The 19358-nt window shown below is 70.4% G+C and carries 15 protein-coding genes and 1 tRNA gene; 5 read left to right on the forward strand and 11 right to left on the reverse strand.

The genetic code is table 11. The features are described from left to right. Positions 1 to 211: 211 nt before the first annotated feature. Together CHR28_RS06885 and CHR28_RS06890 are read left to right on the forward strand one after the other, a co-directional pair. Entirely contained in the window at positions 212 to 1609 is a 1398-nt protein-coding gene (locus tag CHR28_RS06885) for a pyridoxal phosphate-dependent decarboxylase family protein (protein WP_094052579.1), read from the forward strand. Further along, positions 1609 to 3027, forward strand: a complete 1419-nt coding sequence (locus CHR28_RS06890) for a lysine N(6)-hydroxylase/L-ornithine N(5)-oxygenase family protein (RefSeq protein WP_094052580.1) — start codon at positions 1609 to 1611, stop codon at positions 3025 to 3027. Before CHR28_RS06885 ends, CHR28_RS06890 begins: the two co-directional genes overlap by 1 nt. A gap of 66 nt (positions 3028 to 3093) precedes the next feature. On the opposite strand, the gene CHR28_RS06895 is transcribed toward CHR28_RS06890, so the two are convergent. Continuing rightward, complete coding sequence (locus CHR28_RS06895) at positions 3094 to 4902, reverse strand: bifunctional metallophosphatase/5'-nucleotidase (protein ID WP_094052581.1); 1809 nt, start codon at positions 4900 to 4902, stop codon at positions 3094 to 3096. Between the two features lie 164 nt (positions 4903 to 5066). Between CHR28_RS06895 and CHR28_RS06900 the strand changes: the two genes are divergently transcribed. Next, the gene (locus CHR28_RS06900) at positions 5067 to 5786 is read left to right on the forward strand and encodes an SIMPL domain-containing protein (RefSeq protein ID WP_094052582.1); all 720 of its coding nucleotides are present in this window, start codon (positions 5067 to 5069) and stop codon (positions 5784 to 5786) included. A 219-nt stretch (positions 5787 to 6005) separates the two neighbouring features. Further along, a complete protein-coding gene (pyk, locus tag CHR28_RS06905; protein ID WP_094052583.1) occupies positions 6006 to 7481 on the forward strand; it encodes a pyruvate kinase in 1476 nt (491 codons plus the stop codon). Here pyk and CHR28_RS06910 read toward each other — a convergent pair. Both CHR28_RS06910 and CHR28_RS06915 read right to left on the reverse strand, forming a co-directional pair. Beyond that, positions 7450 to 8193 (reverse strand): helix-turn-helix domain-containing protein, encoded by a 744-nt coding sequence (locus CHR28_RS06910; protein WP_094052584.1) that lies wholly within the window; start codon positions 8191 to 8193, stop codon positions 7450 to 7452. The two genes, pyk and CHR28_RS06910, sit on opposite strands and share 32 nt — an antisense overlap. Positions 8194 to 8299: 106 nt before the next feature. After that, positions 8300 to 8374 (reverse strand) — tRNA-Leu (locus CHR28_RS06915). Positions 8375 to 8477: 103 nt separating this feature from the next. Between CHR28_RS06915 and CHR28_RS06920 the strand changes: the two genes are divergently transcribed. Beyond that, positions 8478 to 9134 (forward strand): ANTAR domain-containing response regulator, encoded by a 657-nt coding sequence (locus CHR28_RS06920; protein ID WP_094052585.1) that lies wholly within the window; start codon positions 8478 to 8480, stop codon positions 9132 to 9134. A 72-nt stretch (positions 9135 to 9206) separates the two neighbouring features. Here CHR28_RS06920 and CHR28_RS06925 read toward each other — a convergent pair whose 3' ends face one another. The 8 genes from CHR28_RS06925 to CHR28_RS06960 form a co-directional block, all read right to left on the reverse strand. Then, the gene (locus tag CHR28_RS06925) at positions 9207 to 9923 is read right to left on the reverse strand and encodes an ABC transporter ATP-binding protein (RefSeq protein ID WP_094052586.1); all 717 of its coding nucleotides are present in this window, start codon (positions 9921 to 9923) and stop codon (positions 9207 to 9209) included. After that, entirely contained in the window at positions 9920 to 10783 is an 864-nt protein-coding gene (locus CHR28_RS06930; protein WP_094052587.1) for an ABC transporter ATP-binding protein, read from the reverse strand. Before CHR28_RS06930 ends, CHR28_RS06925 begins: the two co-directional genes overlap by 4 nt. A gap of 5 nt (positions 10784 to 10788) precedes the next feature. Next, positions 10789 to 12597, reverse strand: a complete 1809-nt coding sequence (locus CHR28_RS06935) for a branched-chain amino acid ABC transporter permease (protein WP_094052588.1) — start codon at positions 12595 to 12597, stop codon at positions 10789 to 10791. 4 nt (positions 12598 to 12601) lie between these two features. Continuing rightward, positions 12602 to 13531 carry a branched-chain amino acid ABC transporter permease gene (locus tag CHR28_RS06940; RefSeq protein WP_094052589.1) on the reverse strand — a complete coding sequence of 310 codons (930 nt, stop codon included), beginning with the start codon at positions 13529 to 13531 and terminating at the stop codon, positions 12602 to 12604. 138 nt (positions 13532 to 13669) lie between these two features. Then, the gene (locus CHR28_RS06945) at positions 13670 to 14899 is read right to left on the reverse strand and encodes a branched-chain amino acid ABC transporter substrate-binding protein (RefSeq protein ID WP_094052590.1); all 1230 of its coding nucleotides are present in this window, start codon (positions 14897 to 14899) and stop codon (positions 13670 to 13672) included. A gap of 574 nt (positions 14900 to 15473) precedes the next feature. After that, entirely contained in the window at positions 15474 to 16346 is an 873-nt protein-coding gene (locus tag CHR28_RS06950) for a trypsin-like serine protease (RefSeq protein WP_094052591.1), read from the reverse strand. A 118-nt stretch (positions 16347 to 16464) separates the two neighbouring features. Beyond that, positions 16465 to 16953 carry a PaaI family thioesterase gene (locus tag CHR28_RS06955; protein ID WP_094052592.1) on the reverse strand — a complete coding sequence of 163 codons (489 nt, stop codon included), beginning with the start codon at positions 16951 to 16953 and terminating at the stop codon, positions 16465 to 16467. A gap of 58 nt (positions 16954 to 17011) precedes the next feature. Continuing rightward, positions 17012 to 19291: an FdhF/YdeP family oxidoreductase gene (locus CHR28_RS06960; protein ID WP_094052593.1), complete on the reverse strand. Its 2280-nt coding sequence runs from the start codon at positions 19289 to 19291 to the stop codon at positions 17012 to 17014. Between the last annotated feature and the right edge of the window lie 67 nt (positions 19292 to 19358).

A 19358-nucleotide genomic window follows, 5' to 3' on the forward strand; every position in this document is an offset into this window, starting at 1 on the left:
CTCGCCGGCACTTCGGGCAGCCCTGGCCGCGATCGAGAGCAGTCCTCGCCGCCACCTCGGGGGGCAGTTCTCGCGCGGGCTTCGGGGTCCGGCGCGGGCAGTGGGCCGGGGGTGGTGGTCGGTGGTGACACCCGTGCGGGGAAGTACCTCCGTGCCCCCACGGTCGTTGGGCTGGGTGGGCGGGTCGTATCCGCGCCTCGGAGGTCAGTTCATGCGTACGCCGCCCCTTGCCTCGGGTTCCGACGGGCCGCACGCCCTGCGGGCCCTGGTCGCCATCGTGCTCGACGCGCTGCAGGAGGGCGCCCGGGGGCGGGGCGGGCCGTTGCCGGCGGGCGGGCCGGACGCCGTCGCCGCCCGGGTCCGGGAAGCGGTGGGGGAGATCCTCCCCGAGCAGGGCGATCCGCACGCCGTCCACACCCTCGTCCGGGCCTTCGCGGAGGGCGCCGCCGACCCCGCCCACCCCCTGTGCGCCGCCCACCTGCACTGCCCGCCCCTGGCCGTCGCCGCGGCCGCCGACCTGGCCGCCTCCGCCCTCAACCCGTCCCTGGACTCCTGGGACCAGGCCCCGGCCGCCAGTGAACTGGAGGCGATGGTCACGCGGCTGGCGGCCGAAGAGGTCTACGGCACCGGCCCCGCATGCGACCCGGACTCCCTCGTCACCACCGGCGGCACCGAGTCCAACCAGCTCGCCCTCCTGCTCGCCCGCGAGGCCCGCGGCGGCTCCGTCCGGCTCGTGACCGGCGCCAACGCCCACCACTCCCTGCCCCGCGCCGCCTGGCTGCTCGGACTCCCCGAGCCCACCGTCGTCCCCGCCCCCGACGGCCGACTCGACCCCGCCGCACTCGCCGAGACCCTCACCCGCCTCACCGGCCCCGTCCTCGTCGCCGCCACCGCCGGCACCACCGACGCCGGACTCATCGACCCGCTGCCCGAGATCGCCGCCCACTGCGCGGCCCACGGCGCCCGGCTGCACATCGACGCCGCCTACGGCGGAGGCCTGCTCTTCAGCACCCGGCACCGGCACCTGCTCGACGGACTCGACGCCGCCGACACCGTCACCCTCGACCTGCACAAACTCGGCTGGCAACCGGTCGCCGCAGGGCTCCTCGCCGTCCGCACCGCGCACGACCTCACCGCCCTGCGGCACCGCGCCGACTACCTCAACGCCGCCGACGACACCGACGCCGGCCTGCCCGACCTGCTCGGCCGCTCCCTGCGCACCACCCGCCGCCCCGACGTCCTCAAGCTCGCCGTCACCCTCAAGACCCTCGGCCGCGCCGGCCTCGGCACCCTCGTCGACCAGGTGTGCGCCCACGCCCGCGCGTTCGCCGCCCTGGTCCACGACCACCCCGGCTTCGAGCTGCACGCCCCGCCCGTCATCAGCACGGTCCTGTTCCGGCCCGCGGACACCCCCGACACCACCGTCGCCGCCGTACGCCGCGCGCTGCTCACCGACGGCCGTGCCGTCCTCGGCCGGGCCCGCCTGGACGGCCGGCTCTGGCTCAAGGCCACCCTCCTCAACCCCGCCACCGGGCCCGACGACCTGGCCGCCCTGCTGCACCTCGTGGCAGAGAGCCGAGCGACACTCGTGGAAGGACAGACCCCCTGATGAACCCCGTGCCCCCGCCGAACCGGCAGCCCGACGCCCCCCACGACCTGGTCGGCGTCGGCATCGGCCCCGCCAACCTCTCCCTCGCCGCGCTCTCCCAGCCGCTGCGCGACCTCGACACCGTCTTCTACGACCAGAGCCCCGCCTTCGCCTGGCACCCCGGCCTGCTCATCGAGGGCGCCACCGTCCAGGTCCCGTTCCTCGCCGACCTGGTCACCCTCGCCGACCCCACAAGCCCCTGGACCTTCCTCAACTACCTCAGGTCCCGCGAGCGGCTCTTCCCCTTCTACTTCGCCGAGCGCTTCCACATCCAGCGCGCCGAGTACGACGCCTACTGCCGCTGGGTCGCCGAGAGCCTCCCGGCCCTGCACTTCGGCCACCAGGTCGACGCCGTCCGCTGGAACCCCGAACGCGACCTGTTCGAGGTCGACTTCACCCAGCTCGACAGCGACGGAGAAGCCGAGGCCCTCGGCCGCACGTACACACGCAACGTCGTCCTCGGCATCGGCACCGAGCCCTACGTCCCCGAACCCCTCAAGCCCCTCACCGAGGCCCCCGGCGTGCCCGTCGTGCACGCCGCCGACTACCTCGACCACCGCGCCGCCCTGCTCGCCGCCGGCCACGTCACTGTCGTCGGCATCGGCCAGTCCGGCGCCGAGATCTTCCTCGACCTGCTGCGCAACCGGCCCGCCGGACGCGAGAAGCTGCACTGGCTCGGCCGCACCGAGGCCTTCGCGCCCATGGAGTACTCCAAGCTCGGCCTGGAGCACTTCACGCCCGACCACACCCGCTACTTCCACGCCCTGCCCGAGTCCGCCCGCGACCGGCTCCTCGCCGGACAGTGGCAGCTCCACAAGGGCATCGACGCCGGCACCGTCGCAGCCATCCACGACGAGCTCTACCGCCGCACCATGCACGGCGGCTGGCCCGACGCCGTCCTCACCCCCGGCGTCCGCGTCCGCACCGCCGGACGGATCGCCACGACCCAGGTGGAACTCCACCTGGAACACGCCCGGCAGGACAGCCGCTCCCGCCTCACCACCGACGCCGTCGTCCTGGCCACCGGCTACCGCGAACGCCCCCTCGACCGCGTCCTCGCGGGCCTCGACCCCTACATGCGCCGCGACAGCCAGGAACGGCCGCGCGTCGACGAGGAACACCGCCTCGTCCTCGACCCGTCCGTCTCCGGCTCGGTGTACGTCCAGAACGCCGAGACCCACACCCACGGCGTCGGCACACCCGACCTGGGCCTGGTCGCCTGGCGCGGCGCGGTCATCCTCAACTCCCTGACCGGCAGGGAGACGTACGGACTACCGCGCCGCACGGCCTTCACCACCTTCGGCCTCACCCAGCCCCGGCCGGTCCCGCCGCCCCGCCAGGCACCGGCCCTGACCCCGCTCGTCGACGACCGGAGGTGACGAAGGACGCGGCGCACGGCGATACGCGGCTCCAGGCGATACGCCGACCAAGGCGCGGTACGCGGCTCAGAAGACGGGCGTGCCGTTGCGCGTAAGCCTCCAGTCCACCGCGGCGAACTCGGCCGGGTCGATCGACCCCTTCGCCTTCACCCAGGCGATCATGGTGTTGCGGATCTCGTCCGAGTTCGACCACAGCAGCGGCGCGGCGGCGACATGCGGGAAGTTCCCGCCGCCGTTGGCCCGGTAGTTGTTCACCGCGAACACGAACCTCGCGTCGTCCGCGAGGGGCTGACCCCCGAACCGCACGTTCGTCACCCGCGACCCGGCCGGCTTCGCGATGTCGATCTCGTACGACAGACCGCTCACCACGTCGTAGTTGTAGTCCGGTGTGCCGTTCGCGTTGGTCAGCTTCGCCGGGTCCACCGGGGCGTCCGGCGCGGTCTGCGTGAAGTAGTTCGCCGAGAACTCCAGGTACGCCTTCATCTGGGCGCCCGTCATCAGACGCGCCTCCAGCGTGTTCTCGAAGACGTACAGGCCCGCCACGTCCCGGATCGTCACCTCGCCCGCCGGGATCCGGGCACTGCGCGAGAAGCACGCCGCCTGCGACAGCACCGGCAGCGCCGCGTGCTCCGTGCCCGCCAGCGCCTGCTTCACCGTGTCCGCCTGGATGTGGTTGATCAGGTCGATGATCGGCACGTCCTTGTACGGCGCCTCGGCCGACGTCATCTCCGCCGCGTTCGTGCCGATGACCTGGTTGACGTACGCCACGACCTTCTCGTGCTCGTCCGACAGAAGCCGCACGATCTTCGGATCCTCCTCCACGGTGTTGGAGTTCAGGACCTGCGCACCCACCTTCTCGACCTTCCAGCAGCCCTTCTCCCACACCAGCTCGAAGTCGAACAGCGTCAGCCGCTGCCCCCACTTCAGCGGCTCGGACAGCACGACCTGCTTGCCGGTCTTCTTGTTCGTCACGAAGTACTCGGGGATCTCCGTGTGCGCGTGCCCGACCAGGATCGCGTCGATGCCCGGCACCTGCTCGGCCACCAGACCGGCCGCGTTCTCGATGTACGGCAGCTGGTCACCGTAGGACGACGTCCCCGACGAACCGCTGTGCGCCGAGACGATGACGACGTCCGCGCCCATCGACCGCAGCTTCGGCACCCACTTCGCCGCCTGCTCCTCCAGGCCCGGGAACGTCATCTTCCCCTGCACGTTCGCCTTGTCCCAGATCGCGATGCCCGGGTTGGTCAGCCCCAGCACCGCCACCTTCACGTCCCGCCCGAACGGCGTGCGCAGCCGGTGCATGCTGTACGGCGCGAACGCCGGCCGCAGCGTCTTCGCGTCCAGCGCGTTGGCGCCCAGCAGCGGAAAGCGGCACTGCTGCTCGAACTTGCGCAGCACCGGGATGCCGTAGTTGAACTCGTGGTTGCCGAGCGCCGCCGCGTCGTAGTCCATGGCGTTCATCGCCTGCGCCATCGGGTGCACCGGACCGCCCTCGGCGGTGATCGGGTCGACCTTGGCGTAGTAGTACGACAGCTGCGTGCCCTGGATGGTGTCGCCCGCGTCGATGAGCAGCGTGTTGCGACGGCCCTTCTCCGCGCGGACCTTGTTCACCAGCGTCGAGACCTTCGCCAGGCCGACGTCGTTGTGGGCCTTGTCGTCGAACTCGGCGTCCGTGAAGTAGTCCCAGTTGAAGACGTTGCCGTGCAGGTCCGTCGTCCCCATCACGGTGAACGCGTACCGCTTGACGCGCCCCCGCGAGCCCTCCCCGGCCTCGGCCGCCTCGGCGCCCGGCGCCGCGACCGCACCGGCCAGCGCCACCCCCGCCCCGGTCACGGCGGACTTCTCCAGGAACTTCCGGCGGTTCAACGGCATGTCGGGCTCTCCTCGCGGAATCTGTGAACGACGCGCGTAGATAACGCGCGTAGATTCTGACCCGGTCATGACCGGCCGCAACAGTCCCGCCAGGTTGCGATCTGATGACTCGGAACCGCCCGCTCCAGACCACCCGCCCGCCACACCGTGACAGAGTGGGGCGTATGACCGCGCCCACGGCAGACGCCTCCCAGCCCGCCGTCCCCTACGGCACACCCGACGCCCCGCGCATCGCCGTACGCGGCGAGGCCCGCCTCGAAGTCGACCCGGAGATCGCCCGCATCGGCATCACCGTCGCCGCCCGCGGACGCGACCGCCGCTCCGCCCTCGACGACCTCACCCGCCGCAACGCCGGCGTCCTCGACCTGGTCAAGTCCTACGGCGACGCCGTCGAACGCCTGGAGACCGGCGCCTTCTCCATCACCCCCGAGCTCACCAAGCACGGCCGCGGCGAACGCGTGCGCACCTACCACGGCAGCGTCCATGTCACCGCCGAGCTCACCGACTTCACCGCCCTCGGCGAACTCACCACCCGCCTCGCCGACCTCGACCTCACCCGCGTCGACGGCCCCTGGTGGGCCCTGCGCCCCGACTCGCCCGCCCACCGCGAGGCCCGCAAGAAGGCCGTCACGGAAGCCGTCCAGCGCGCCCGCGAATACGCCGAGGCCCTCGGCACCACCCTCGCCGCCCTGGTCGAACTCGCCGACATCGGCGCCGAGAACAGCCCGCCCGCCTACCCCCAGTCACCCGGCCGCATGCGCTCCGCCGCCTTCGCCGGCGCCGCCGAGAGCGCCCCGGCCGCCCCGCTCGACCTGGAACCCCAGCGCCAGCACGTCCGCGCGCAGATCAACGCCCGTTTCACGATGGTGCCGCCGCGACTGTGACCCTTCGCAGGGGCGACCCCTTCGCACGGTTGACCCCCGCGCGGGCGATTCCCGAAAACGCGACCGAATTCCCCGGCGGCGTTCCCGGGAATCCCCGGGTGCTCATCGGAGCAGCCCGCCGCACAATTCAACACTTGTCAATAACGTTTCACGCAAAGTCTGTTGAGCGGCCATGCACGGCCAATTCTCTACCAGTCGGTAACTCATAGGCTCGGACCTATGCGCCGAGCAAAGATCGTCTGTACCCTTGGGCCCGCCACCGACTCGTACGACCAGATCAAAGGCCTGGTCGACGCCGGAATGGACGTCGCCCGATTCAACCTCAGCCACGGCGGACACGCCGAACACGAGGAGCGCTACCACCGCGTGCGCAAGGCCGCCGACGAGACCGGCCGCAGCGTCGGCCTCCTCGCCGACCTTCAAGGCCCGAAAATCCGGCTCGGCCGCTTCACCGAAGGCCCCGTACTCCTTGAACGCGGCGACACCTTCACCATCACCGTCGAAGACGGCGCCCAAGGCGACGGCCACGGCTGCGGCACCACCTACGCCGGCCTCGCCGCCGACGTCACCCCCGGCGAACGCATCCTCGTCGACGACGGCAAGGTCTGCCTCGAAGTCACCGAGGTCGACGGCCCCCGCGTCCACACCACCGTCGTCGAGGGCGGCGTCGTCTCCGACCACAAGGGCCTGAACCTGCCCGGCGTCGCCGTCTCCGTCCCCGCCCTGTCCAAGAAGGACGAGGACGACCTGCGCTGGGCCCTGCGCACCGGCTTCGACGTCATCGCCCTGTCCTTCGTCCGCAGCGGCCGCGACATCCAGGACGTCCACCGCATCATGGACGAGGAGGGCCGCCGCCTCCCCGTCATCGCCAAGGTCGAAAAGCCCCAGGCCGTGGAGCACATCGAGGACATCGTCGCCGCCTTCGACGGCATCATGGTGGCCCGCGGCGACCTCGGCGTCGAGATGCCGCTGGAGCAGGTCCCGATCGTCCAGAAGCGCGCGATCAAACTGGCCAGGCGCAACGCCAAACCGGTCATCGTCGCCACGCAGATGCTCGACTCGATGATCGACAACGCCCGCCCCACGCGTGCCGAGGCCTCCGACGTCGCCAACGCGGTCATCGACGGCACGGACGCGGTGATGCTGTCCGGCGAGACGAGCGTCGGCAAGCACCCGGTCGAAACGGTCCGCACGATGGCCCGCATCGTGGCGGCGGCGGAGGAGGACCTCCTGGCCAAGGGCTTGCCGCCGCTGACCGAACACAACAAGCCCCGCACCCAGGGCGGTGCGGTCGCCCGGGCGGCCGCGGAGATGGGCGACTTCCTCGGCGCGAGGTTCCTGGTCGCCTTCACCCAGTCCGGCGACACGGCCCGCCGCCTCTCCCGCTACCGCTCGCCCATTCCGCTGCTGGCCTTCACCCCCGACCAGGCGACCCGCTCCCAGCTCAGCCTCACGTGGGGCGTCGAGACGTTCCTCGGGCCGCGAGTCGGGTCGACGGACGCGATGGTCGAACAGGTCGACGAACTGCTCCTGCGCCACGGCCGCTGCCGCCCGGGAGACACGGTCGTCATCACGGCAGGCTCCCCACCCGGCGTCTCGGGCTCCACGAACATGGTCCGGGTCCACCACATCCCCACCTCCGACACCCCCACCCAGCCCTCCCTCAACACTTGGCCCCGACACGCGCGTCCATGAGGGCAACGGAGGCTTTGCGGGCGATGGAGACGGTGTGGGCGTTCGTCCGTCTCCATTCGACTCCGACCTGGTCGAGGGCCGTGGTGAAGAGGCGCATGATGTCGGCCGAGTGGTTGGTGAAGAAGTACCGGGGATACTCGTAGCGCTTCCGCTCGCCGTTCACCAGCCGGGTCGTCCGGTTCGTCACCCGGCAGCCGTCCGAGTGAACGAGGCCGCGGATGAACTCCCACGGGTGGGCGTCGACGATCGCCTGCTGCCACGGCACGAGGGCGATCGGCCGTTCGTGCTTCTTGCCGGGGCCGGCCTGCGGGAAGAGGATCGGCCAGTGCCGGCTGTACCCGACCACGGAGACGTATCCCCGTGCGCGGACGCGGTAGGAACGCCCGCTCGGACTCACGGCCCGCAGAGCCGCCTCACAGGCGTCGATCAGGCCCGGCCACGAAGCGGTGCAGGCGATACGCAGGTAATGCCCGCCGCGGCGGTGCGTGCTGACGCAGCCGTCGCCCAGATAGAGGCCGAGCAGGTAGGCGTAGGCCCGCTCGTCGGCGGGCGGCCCGGGCTCCGGAGCCGTCGGGCGGGGTCTGGGCTGCAGGCGGACTTGCCAGGAGCGGATCGCCGCCCGGGAGATGCCCGTCTCCCTGCTGACCGAGTTCAGGCTGCGTCCCTGTGCCACCAAGGCCAGTACCCGCTCTCGCGTTCCCACGTCGTACATGGGGACACTTTCGGCGACGCCACGCGACGGCGGGGAGCAGAAAGCGGATGTTCACAAGAACGTGGACATCCGCTTCGAAAGGGGGACCTTGGAAACCAAGGAAAAGTGCCCCGGGTCGGACTCGAACCGACACTGTATGGGTTTTGAATCCATTGCCTGCTGCCAATTGGGCTACCGGGGCCCGGTGAATCCAAGGTTGATCTGGACCCACTGCCCGACCACCATACCGCAGCTAGGTACGCTCTTGGGAGCAGTACCGGCCTGCCCCGTACCAAGGAGCCCACGTGAGCGCCCCCGAGTCGTCCCAGCCTGTTGACGTGCCTGATGAGGACAAGTCGCACGTGCCTCCGATGACGACCCGTGTCGTCATCGCCGAGGACGAGGCCCTGATCCGGCTCGACCTCAAAGAGATGCTGGAGGAGGAGGGGTACACCGTCGTCGGTGAGGCCGGTGACGGTGAGCAGGCCGTGGAGCTGGCCCGCGAGCACCGCCCCGACCTGGTGATCCTGGACGTGAAGATGCCGAAGCTGGACGGCATCTCCGCGGCCGAGAAGATCGCCGAGGAGAGCATCGCGCCGGTGCTGATGCTGACCGCCTTCTCCCAGCGCGACCTCGTCGAGCGCGCCCGGGACGCCGGCGCGATGGCGTACCTGGTGAAGCCGTTCAGCAAGACCGACGTCGTGCCGGCGATCGAGATGGCGGTCTCCCGCTTCACGGAGCTGAAGGAGCTGGAGAAGGAGGTCGCCGACCTCACGCTCCGCCTGGAGACGCGCAAGCTGGTGGACCGGGCGAAGTCGATCCTGCAGACGGAGTACGGGCTGACCGAGCCGGCCGCGTTCCGGTGGATCCAGAAGACGTCGATGGACCGCCGCATGTCGATGCAGCAGGTCGCGGAGGCGGTCATCCAGGACGCCGAGGAGAAGAAGGCCAACAAGGGCTGACCCGCAGCGTGGAAGAGGCCTGCTCCCCTCCGGCCGGAGGGAAGCAGGCCTCTTCGTATACGAGCTGGACGCTCAGTCCTCGCCCAGGTACGCCTTGCGCACCGACTCGTCGTGCAGCAGGTCCTGCCCCGTGCCGGACAGGACGATGTTGCCGACCTCCATGACGTGCCCCTGGTCGGCCAGGGACAGCGCCGCCTGGGCGTTCTGCTCGACCAGGAGGATCGTCGTGCCCTGGGACTTCAGCTCCGAGATCGTCGCCATGATCTTCTGCATCATGATCGGGGAGAGGCCCATGGAGGGCTCGTCGAGCATGAGCAGCTTGGGCTGGGACATCAGGGCGCGGCCCATGGCGAGCATCTGCTGCTCACCGCCCGAGAGGGTGCCGGCGGCCTGCTTGCGGCGTTCCCCGAGGATGGGGAAGAGGTCGTAGGCGCGCTGGATGTCCCTCTCGATGCCTTCCTTGTCCTTGCGCAGGAACGCTCCGAGCTGGAGGTTCTCCGCGATGGTGAGGCGCGGGAAGATGTGCCGGCCTTCGGGGGAGTGGGCGAGCCCGAGGGCGACGATCTTGTGGGCGGGAACCCCGCTGAGGGGCTTGCCGTCGAAGAGGATCTTCCCGGACGTCGGCTTGAGCAGGCCCGACAGGGTGCGCAGGGTGGTGGTCTTGCCGGCGCCGTTGGTGCCGATGAGGGTGACGACCTGCCCGGCGTCGACGCTGAAGGAGATGCCCTTGACGGCTTCGATCTTGCCGTAGGAGACCCGGAGGTCCTCGACCTCGAGGAGTGCGGTCACTTGGCTTCTCCCTTGGTGCTGCTGGTGGTGCTGGGCGCTTCCGCGGCGGCTTCGGCGGCCTCGACCTCGGCGGCTTCGGCCTCGCCGGGGTCGCCTTCGAACGGCTCTCCGAGGTAGGCGGCGACGACGCGCTCGTCGGCCTGGACGACCTCGGCGGTGCCCTCGACGAGCTTCTCGCCCTGGACGAGGACGGCGACGCGGTCGGAGAGGTTGAAGACGAAGCGCATGTCGTGCTCGATGAGCAGGACGGCGATGCCCTTGTCGCGGATGGCGAAGACGAGTTCCTCGGTGGCCCGCGTCTCCTGCGGGTTCATGCCGGCGGTGGGCTCGTCGAGGAGGAGCAGGCCGGGCTCGGAGGCCATGGCGCGTGCGATCTCCAGCTTGCGCTGCTCGCCGTAGGGGAGGTTGCGGGCGAGGTGGTCGCGCTTGTGGGCGAGGCCGATGAACTCCAGGAGTTCCATGGCGCGTTCCTCGCTCTCACGCTCGGCCTTCTTGAAGCCGGGGCCGCGCAGGAGGGCGGACCAGAGGCCTTCCTTGGTCCGGGTGTGGCGGCCGACGAGCACGTTCTCCAGGACCGTCATGTTGGCGAACAGGCGGATGTTCTGGAAGGTGCGCGCGATGCCGGCCTGGGTGACCAGGTGGGGCTTGGGCGGGAGCACGGTGCCCTTGTAGGAGACGGTGCCCTCGGTGGGGACGTACAGGCCGGTCAGGCAGTTGAAGAAGGTGGTCTTGCCGGCGCCGTTGGGGCCGATGAGGCCGACGATCTCGCCGGCGTTGACCGTGAAGTCGACGGAGCGGACGGCGGTGAGGCCGCCGAAGCGCATCGTGACGTCGCGGGCTTCGAGTACAGGTGTCGTCATGATGGTTACGCCCCCGCCTTGGTGACGGCCGGTTCGTCGGTCAGCGTGGTCTGTTTCGGTACGTCGAGTTGGCCCGTCTCGTGGAATTCGAGCTGGCGCCGGCGGTTGGCGATGATGCCTTCGGGGCGGAAGCGCATCAGCAGGATGAGCGCGATGCCGAAGGCGAGGAGCGACTTCTCCTGGAGGAAGACGAGCTTCTCGGGGAGCAGGTAGAGCAGGGCCGCGCCGAGGAGCGGTCCGGCGACCGTGCCCATGCCGCCGAGGACGACCGCGGCCAGGAGGAACGCGGAGTTGGGCGGGGTGGAGCCGGCGAACTGGTACGGCGTGGGGACCACGCTGTAGGTGACGTGGGCGCTGACGGTGCCGGCGAGGCCGGCGAGGGCGGCGCCGAGGGCGAAGGCGACGAGCTTGACGCGGAAGCCGTTGATGCCCATGGCGGTGGCGGCGGTCTCGTCCTCGCGGATGGCGATCCAGGAGCGGCCGATGCGGGAGTCCGCGGCGCGGGTGTAGACGAGGACCACGATGGCCATGATGAGGACCATCAGCAGGTAGTAGTTGGCGAAGCGGCCGAGGGTGAACCCGCCGATGTCGTGGGCCTGCCCGAAGTTGAACCCGAAGAGGTTCAGGTCGGGGATGGAGGGGATGCCGTTGGGGCCGTTGGTGACGTCGGGTCCGGACTGGCCGTCCATGTTGTTGACGGCGATGCGGAAGATCTCACCGAAGCCGAGGGTGACGATGGCGAGGTAGTCGCCGCGCAGCCGCAGGGTCGGGGCGCCGATGAGGACGCCGAAGACCAGGGAGGCGGCGGCGCCGGCCAGGGCGGAGGCCCAGAACGGCAGGTGGACGCCGGAGATGGTGGAGAACTCGGAGCCGGAGACGAGGGCGGCGGTGTAGGCGCCGACGCCGAGGAAGGCGACGTATCCGAGGTCGAGGAGTCCGGCGAGGCCGACGACGATGTTCAGGCCGAGGGCCACGGTCCCGAAGATCAGGATGTTGACGCCGATGTTGGCGTAGTGGTCGTCGGTCTGGGTGAAGGGGAAGGCGATGGCCGCGGCGAAGCCCATGGCGAGGGTGAAGCTGCGGTTGGCGGCGACGAGCGCGGAGAAGCGGTCGAGGAGGCCGGCGGTGTGCAGCGCCCAGAGGGCGAAGACGACGACGAAGAGGTAGCCGACGAAGAGTTCGCCGTACTCGGTGTCGATGCCGTAGGTGAAGACGCCGAGGCCGATGATCGTCACGACCGTGATGACGGCCCGCTGCACCCAGGGCGCGACGGCCTGCGGGGCGGCGATCCGCTCGGGCTTGGCGATGTAGGCCTTGAGGGTTTCCTTGGTGCCCTCGCCTGCGTGCTCCTGGGGGAGCGCGAAGGCGCCGAGGACGGGCAGCAGGGAGGCGACGGCCGCGATCCAGCCGCCGGGTTCGAGGTTGACGACACCGCCGAGTTCGGCGCTGATGGCGATGACGGTGAACCAGGTGACGGCGAATCCGCCGAGCGCGTTGAGGACGAGCGGCGCGTTGTTGCGGGCGGGCAGCAGCCAGCCGAGGCCGCGGATGCCGTACGCGGCGAGCGCGTACAGGGTGGTGAGGAGTCCGGCGGTGAAGGTGAGCCACTGCAGGCCGCCGGGGTAGCCGGTGATGGTGAGGTCGCCGGGGAACTCGCTGGTCCAGGTCCAGGCGAGGAAGGCGGAGGCCGCGGTGGCGATGCCGCCGCCGAGCAGCAGGGCGCGGGCGGCCGCCAGGGGCAGCGGTACGAGGCCGCGCGGGGCGGGCGGAGCGGGGGTGGCGTCCGGGGCGGGGGTCTTGGTCGTCTCGGTCATGTGATCACGCCCTGTCCGCGACGCGCTCGCCGAGCAGGCCCTGTGGCCTGAAGAGGAGCACGAGGATGAGGAGGCAGAAGGCCCACACGTTCGCCCAGCTCTGGCCGCCGAGCTGCTGCATGCCGGGGATCTCGTCGATGTAGGCGGAGGCGAGGGTCTCGGCGATGCCGAGGACGACGCCGCCGAGCATGGCGCCGTAGATGTTGCCGATGCCGCCGAGGACGGCCGCGGTGAAGGCCTTGAGGCCCATCAGGAAGCCCATGCGGTAGTCGACGTTGCCGTACTTGAGTCCGTAGGCGACGGCGGCGACGGCGGCGAAGAAGCCGCCGATGGCGAAGGCGATGACGATGATGCGGTTGGTGTCGATGCCCATCAGCTGCGCGGTGTCGGGGTCCTGCGCGGTGGCCTGCATGGCGCGGCCGGTGCGGCTGCGGCGCACGAAGAAGGCGAGGGCGGCCATGCAGATGATGGCGGCGAGGATGAGGAAGATGTCGGCGTCCTTGATGGTGACGGAGCCGATCTCGTGGGTGGCGTCGAGTCCCGGGAAGGCGCGGGCGCGGTCGGCGCCGGGGTAGAAGTTGCGCACGACCTCCTGGAGGGCCAGGGAGAGGCCGATGGCCGTGATGAGCGGTGCCAGGCGTGGTGCTCCGCGCAGGGGCCGGTAGGCGAACCGTTCCGCTCCGACGGCTATGAGGATGGCCACGAGGGCGCCGCCGAGGAGCATCAGGGGTACGGCGAGAGCCATCGAGGTGCCGTCGGGCAGGATGTAGAAGTAGACCGTGAGGGCACCGAACGCCCCGGTCATGAAGATCTCGCCGTGCGCGAAGTTGATGAGCTGGACGATGCCGTACACCATCGTGTAGCCGATGGCGATCAGCCCGTACATCGAGCCGAGAAGCAGCCCGTTGGCCAGCTGCTGCGGCAGGGTGTTCACCGCATGGCCTCCATGTCGCTGGTGGTCGTGTGCACTGGATGCGTGCGTGGTCGCGTGCTGTGTGGGGGTGTGAAAACGGGCCGCGCGGTCGGGGTCGTCCTCCCGCGCGGCCCGGGTGCGGCTATGGGGGGGCCGGTATTACTGCAGGTCGGCGGTGCCGGTCTCGACGGCCTTCCAGGCGCCCTTCTCGACCTGGTACACCGTCAGCTGCTTGTTGGTGGTGTCGCCGTACTCGTCGAAGGAGATCTTGCCGGTGAGGCCTTCGAAGTCGGACTTCTGGACACCGTCGACGACCTTGGAGCGCAGGTCGTTGATGTCGCTGGGCACCTTGCCGCCGTTGGCGTCGGCCGCGGCCTTGACGGCCTTGATGATGGCGGTGGTGGCGTCGTAGGCGTAGGCGCCGTAGGCGCCGTAGTCGCCCTTGTAGCCCTTGTCCTTGTAGGTCTGGATGAACTGCTTGGCGGCGGGCAGGGTGTCGGCGGGGACACCGATCGCCGTGGCGAGGTCACCCTCGGAGGACTTGCCGGCGGCCTCGATGTAGGTCGAGGCGAACATGCCGTCGCCGCCGAACAGCGGGATCTTGACGCCGGCGTCCTTGAGCTGCTTGGTGATCAGCGCGGACTCGTCGTACTGGCCGCCGTAGTAGAGCAGGTCGGCGCCGGAGTTCTTGATCTTGGTGACGAGGGAGCCGAAGTCCTTGTCGCCGGTGTTGACGTGGTCGGTGCCGGCGATCTTGCCGCCGAGCTTCTTGTACTGCTCGGCGAAGATCTTCGCGAGGCCGGCGCCGTAGGTCTGCTTGTCGTCGACGACGAAGGCCTTCTTCTTCTTGAGGCCGTTGTACGCGTAGCCGGCGGCGAAGCTGCCCTGCAGCTCGTCGGTGGTGGCGGTGCGGAAGTAGGTCTTGAACGGACGCTTCTTGTCCGTCTGCCAGTTCTTGCCCTGGGTGAGCTCCGGGTTGGTGTTCGCCGGGGAGATCTGGACCATGTTGGCCGAGGCGAAGACCTGCTGCATCGTCTGGGCGACGCCGGAGTTCAGCGGGCCGACGGCGCCGACGGCGGTCTTGTCGCCGACGATGTTGGTGGCGTTGGACTGTCCGGTCGCGGGCTGCGCCTTGTCGTCCAGGGCCTTGAGCTGGAACTTCACGCCCGGGACCCAGTTGTTCTTGTTGGCGTCGTCGATGGCTATCTGGGCGCCGTACTGGATGCCGAGGCCGGTGGTGGAGTTCTCACCGGAGAGCGGGGCGTCGACGCCGATGGTCAGCGTCGTGCTGCTCCCGCTGTCTCCGCCCTTGTCACCGCTGTCGTCTCGGGAACCGCAGGCGGTGAGAGTCAGAGCTCCGGTCGTGAGAACGGAGGTAAGTATCACCAAGGAACGCTGTCGCACAATCAGTCCTTTCACAGGCAGGCCCCGCCCTGGTCGGGGGGTGAGTGCCGCGCTGGTACCGAACTCCCGATGTGGAGCGGTGACTGGCCGTGACTCTAAGCCCGGGGTAAGGGCAGGGTCAGTGGTGCGGGCTCGCTTGTGACTTTCTTGTTATGACGGGGTGGATGTCCGCTCTCGGCGAGGGACCCTCTCGGCGGGTTTGGTGGATTTTCGCCGAAGTCCGCATTCTGAGAACGCGCACTTCCGGTTGGCCGTGGCTGAGATCGTGCGCTGCCCGGGCCGCAGGCCGCCGGGTCAAGATCGGAAAGGTTCCCGGCGTGGGAGCGGCCGAAGGGGAAATCGCGGTCTTGTATTGCGCGCGCGTTACGGAGCGTTACGTAGAGAAATGGCGGCGCGGCATCCGGGCGAGTGGGAAAAGGCCGATTTCGCCGGTTCGGGAGTGCGGTGATCTCCCGGGGGTGGGGAGGGGGCCGCGGGGAGGGGGCATGCCGAACGCCCCGCCGCTTCGGGGTCGGACCCGATGCGGCGGGGCGTTCGGCGGTGGTGCGGCCGGTGCCGGCTACGGCAGCCGTGTGAAGGGCGCGAGGAACGCGCGGGCGCCCGGGGTGTCCAGACGGTACGTCACATTGGTGGCGTAGCAAGGGGTGTCACCGGTGATGGTGGTGGCGGCGAGGACGCGCTTGCCGCCCAGCGTCGCGAAGTTGGGGCCGCCCGAATCGCCGTAGCAGGCACCGCCGTTGCCCTGCGGCGCGGTCATGGCGAGCCGGGCCCAGGAGTCGTTGAGGGCGTTGAAGGTGACGGGCGCCTTCATGCGGACGCCGCCGCCGGGGTGGGTGTGGCCGCCGGGGCCGTTGACGGCCTCCTGGGTGCCGTATCCGGCGACGACCCAGTCGGTGGCGTTCAGTCCCTGCGGTCCGAGCCTGCCGAGCTGGTTCGCGGTGGGCAGGGTCGCCGGGGTGAAGCTCCAGCGGGCCTCGACCGCGGCGGCGGACACCTGGACCACCGAGATGTCGTGGGTGTCGGAGGCGGGTCCCGGATAGTCGGGGTGCGAGTGGGCGGTGCCGGGCACGGCGACGGCGGCGGCCTGCGCGGCGGGGTCGCCGGGGTACTTCTTCGCCGCCGCGTCGAGCCCGGCCTGCACGTCCTGGTCGAGGGACACGTGGAAGCGCACGTTGTCGGGCCAGTCGGTGGTGCAGTGCGCGGCGGTCAGGAAGGTGTCCCGGTCGATCATGGTGCCGGAGCAGACCCAGTCGACCCGGTCGGGTGTCGCGGGGTCGCCGTCGTCGTCCCAGGTGGCCACGAGCGCGCCGACCTCGGTGCGTTCGGGGGCGGGCGTGGCGTTGTAGGAGTTGATGGCGGAGGACGGCAGCGCGGTGGCGAGCACGGCGGCACCGGCCGCGGCGGTGACGCCGAGGGCACGTACGGAGCTCAAGAGAAACCCTTCTGGGGGTGGGACGGGCCTTCTCCTGTGGGGGTGGAGCGTCAGTGAAGCGCCCGGGGGCGGCCGCGACAAGGGCCCGGCCGCCCTTCCAGGGTTTTCCCTGTGTCGGTCAGCTCGCGGAGCGGATGATCTCCTCGTCGCCCGGGTTCACGTCGCGCAGCAGACAGGTCAGCCGGGCCGTGCACACCCGCTTGTCGCTCTCGTCCGTGATGACGATCTCGTAGGTGGCGGTCGTGCGGCCCCGGTGCACGGGCGTGGCCACGCCCGTGACGACGCCGGAGCGGACCCCGCGGTGGTGCGTGCAGTTCAGGTCGACACCCACGGCGATCTTGGAGCTGCCGCCGTGCAGCATCGAGCCGACGGAGCCGAGCGTCTCGGCGAGCACCGCGGAGGCCCCGCCGTGCAGCAGGCCGTAGGGCTGGGTGTTGCCCTCCACCGGCATCGTGCCGACGACCCGCTCCGCCGAGGCCTCGAGGATCTGGACGCCCATCCGGGTGCCGAGGTGGCCTGCGGAGAACAGGGCCGGGAGGTCCACACCGAGTGCGGCGTACTCGTCGATGACCTCTTGCGGGAACTTCACATGCTGCTGCTCACCCATGGGGCCCGGCTCCGTTCGTCTGATCGCTGCGGCGCTGTCTCGATGCCTGAGCGAACGCTCAGTCGGTCGCCGATTGTTCCAGACGCACCACGACCGACTTGCTGGCCGGGGTGTTGCTGGTGTCCGCCGTGGCATCCAGCGGCACCAGTACGTTCGTCTCCGGGTAGTACGCGGCGGCACAGCCGCGGGCCGTCGGGTAGTGCACGACCCGGAAGCCCGGCGCCCTGCGCTCCACGCCGTCCCGCCACTCGCTCACCAGGTCCACGTACGCCCCGTCCGCCAGCTTCAGGGCCCGGGCGTCCTCGGGGTTGACCAGCACCACCCGGCGGCCGCCCCGGATGCCCCGGTAGCGGTCGTCGAGGCCGTAGATCGTGGTGTTGTACTGGTCGTGCGAGCGCAGCGTCTGCAGCAGCAGACGGCCCTCGGGCAGCCGCGGGTACTCCACGGGCGCGGCGGTGAAGTTGGCCTTGCCGGTGGCCGTCGGGAAACGGCGCTCGTCGCGCGGGGCGTGCGGGAGCGCGAAACCGCCCGGGCGGGCCACGCGCGCGTTGAAGTCCTCGAAACCGGGGATCACACGCGCGATGCGGTCCCGGATCGTGGCGTAGTCCTTCTCGAACTCCTCCCACGGCGTGCGGCTGTCCTCGCCCAGCACCCGGCGGGCCAGGCGGCACACGATGGCCGGCTCCGACAGCAGATGCGCGCTCGCGGGCTCCAGGCGGCCCCGGGAGGCGTGCACCATGCCCATCGAGTCCTCCACTGTCACGAACTGCTCGCCACCGCCCTGCAGATCGCGCTCCGTGCGCCCGAGCGTCGGCAGGATCAGGGCCCGCGCGCCGGTGACCACGTGCGAGCGGTTCAGCTTCGTCGACACGTGCACGGTCAGCCGGGCCCGCCGCATGGCCGCCTCGGTGACCTCCGTGTCGGGCGACGCCGAGACGAAGTTGCCGCCCATCGCGAAGAACACCTTCGCCTCGCCGTCGCGCAGCGCGCGGATCGCCCGGACGACGTCGTAGCCGTGCTCGCGCGGGGGCGCGAAGCCGAACTCCCGCTCCAGCGCGTCCAGGAAGGCCGGGGCGGGCCGCTCGAAGATGCCCATCGTGCGGTCGCCCTGCACGTTCGAATGCCCGCGCACCGGGCACACGCCCGCGCCCGGGCGGCCGATGTTGCCGCGCAGCAGGAGGAAGTTGACGATCTCGCGGATCGTGGGCACGGAGTGCTTGTGCTGGGTCAGGCCCATCGCCCAGCACACGATGGTCCGCTCGGAGGTGAGGACCAGGGAGAGGGCCTTGTCGATGTCCTCCCGGGTCAGGCCGGTCGCCGTGAGCGTCTCGTCCCAGTCGGCCGCGCGGGCGGCCTCGGCGAACTCCTCGAAGCCGTGCGTGTGGTCCCGCACGAACGCCTCGTCCACCGCGCCCTCCCGCTCCAGGATGAGCTTGTTGAGGAGGCGGAACAGCGCCTGGTCGCCGCCGATGCGGATCTGCAGGAACAGGTCCGTGAGCGCGGCGCCCCTGAGCATGCCCTGCGCGGTCTGCGGGTTCTTGAAACGCTCCAGGCCCGCCTCGGGCAGCGGGTTGACGCTGATGATCCGCGCGCCGTTGGCCTTCGCCTTCTCCAGGGCGGAGAGCATGCGCGGGTGGTTCGTGCCGGGATTCTGGCCGGCGACGATGATCAGGTCCGCCTGGTACAGGTCCTCCAGCAGGACGCTGCCCTTGCCGATGCCGATCGTCTCCGACAGGGCCGAGCCGGACGACTCGTGGCACATGTTCGAGCAGTCGGGGAGGTTGTTCGTGCCGAGCTCGCGCGCGAAGAGCTGGTAGAGGAACGCGGCCTCGTTGCTGGTGCGGCCCGAGGTGTAGAACACGGCCTCGTCCGGGGAGCCGAGGGCGGCGATCTCCTCCGCGACGATGTCGAAGGCGCGCTCCCAGGTGACCGGCTCGTAGTGCGTGCCGCCCTCCGGGAGGTACACGGGGTGGGTGAGGCGGCCCTGCTGGCCCAGCCAGTAACCGCTGCGGCCGGCCAGGTCGGCGACCGGGTGGGCCGCGAAGAACTCCGGCGTGACCCGGCGCAGCGTGGCCTCCTCGGCCACCGCCTTCGCGCCGTTCTCGCAGAACTCCGCCTTGTGCCGGTGCTCCGGCTCGGGCCAGGCGCAGCCCGGGCAGTCGAAGCCGTCCTTCTGGTTCACGCTCAGCAGCGTCAGCGCCGTGCGCCTGACGCCCATCTGCCGCTGCGCGACGCGCAGGGTGTGCCCGATCGCGGGGAGCCCTGCCGCGGCGTGCTGCGGCCCGGCGACCTGCGGCGCGTCCTGGACCGGATCACTCTTGGGCGGCTTCGACGCCATCGCACGCTCCCCTTCGACTGCGCTGTGAGGTACGTCTCCGATCCTCCCACGCGGCGGTGACAACGGG

The sequence above is a fragment of the Streptomyces sp. XY006 genome (assembly GCF_002237655.1).
Taxonomy (GTDB): Bacteria; Actinomycetota; Actinomycetes; order Streptomycetales; family Streptomycetaceae; genus Streptomyces; species Streptomyces levis.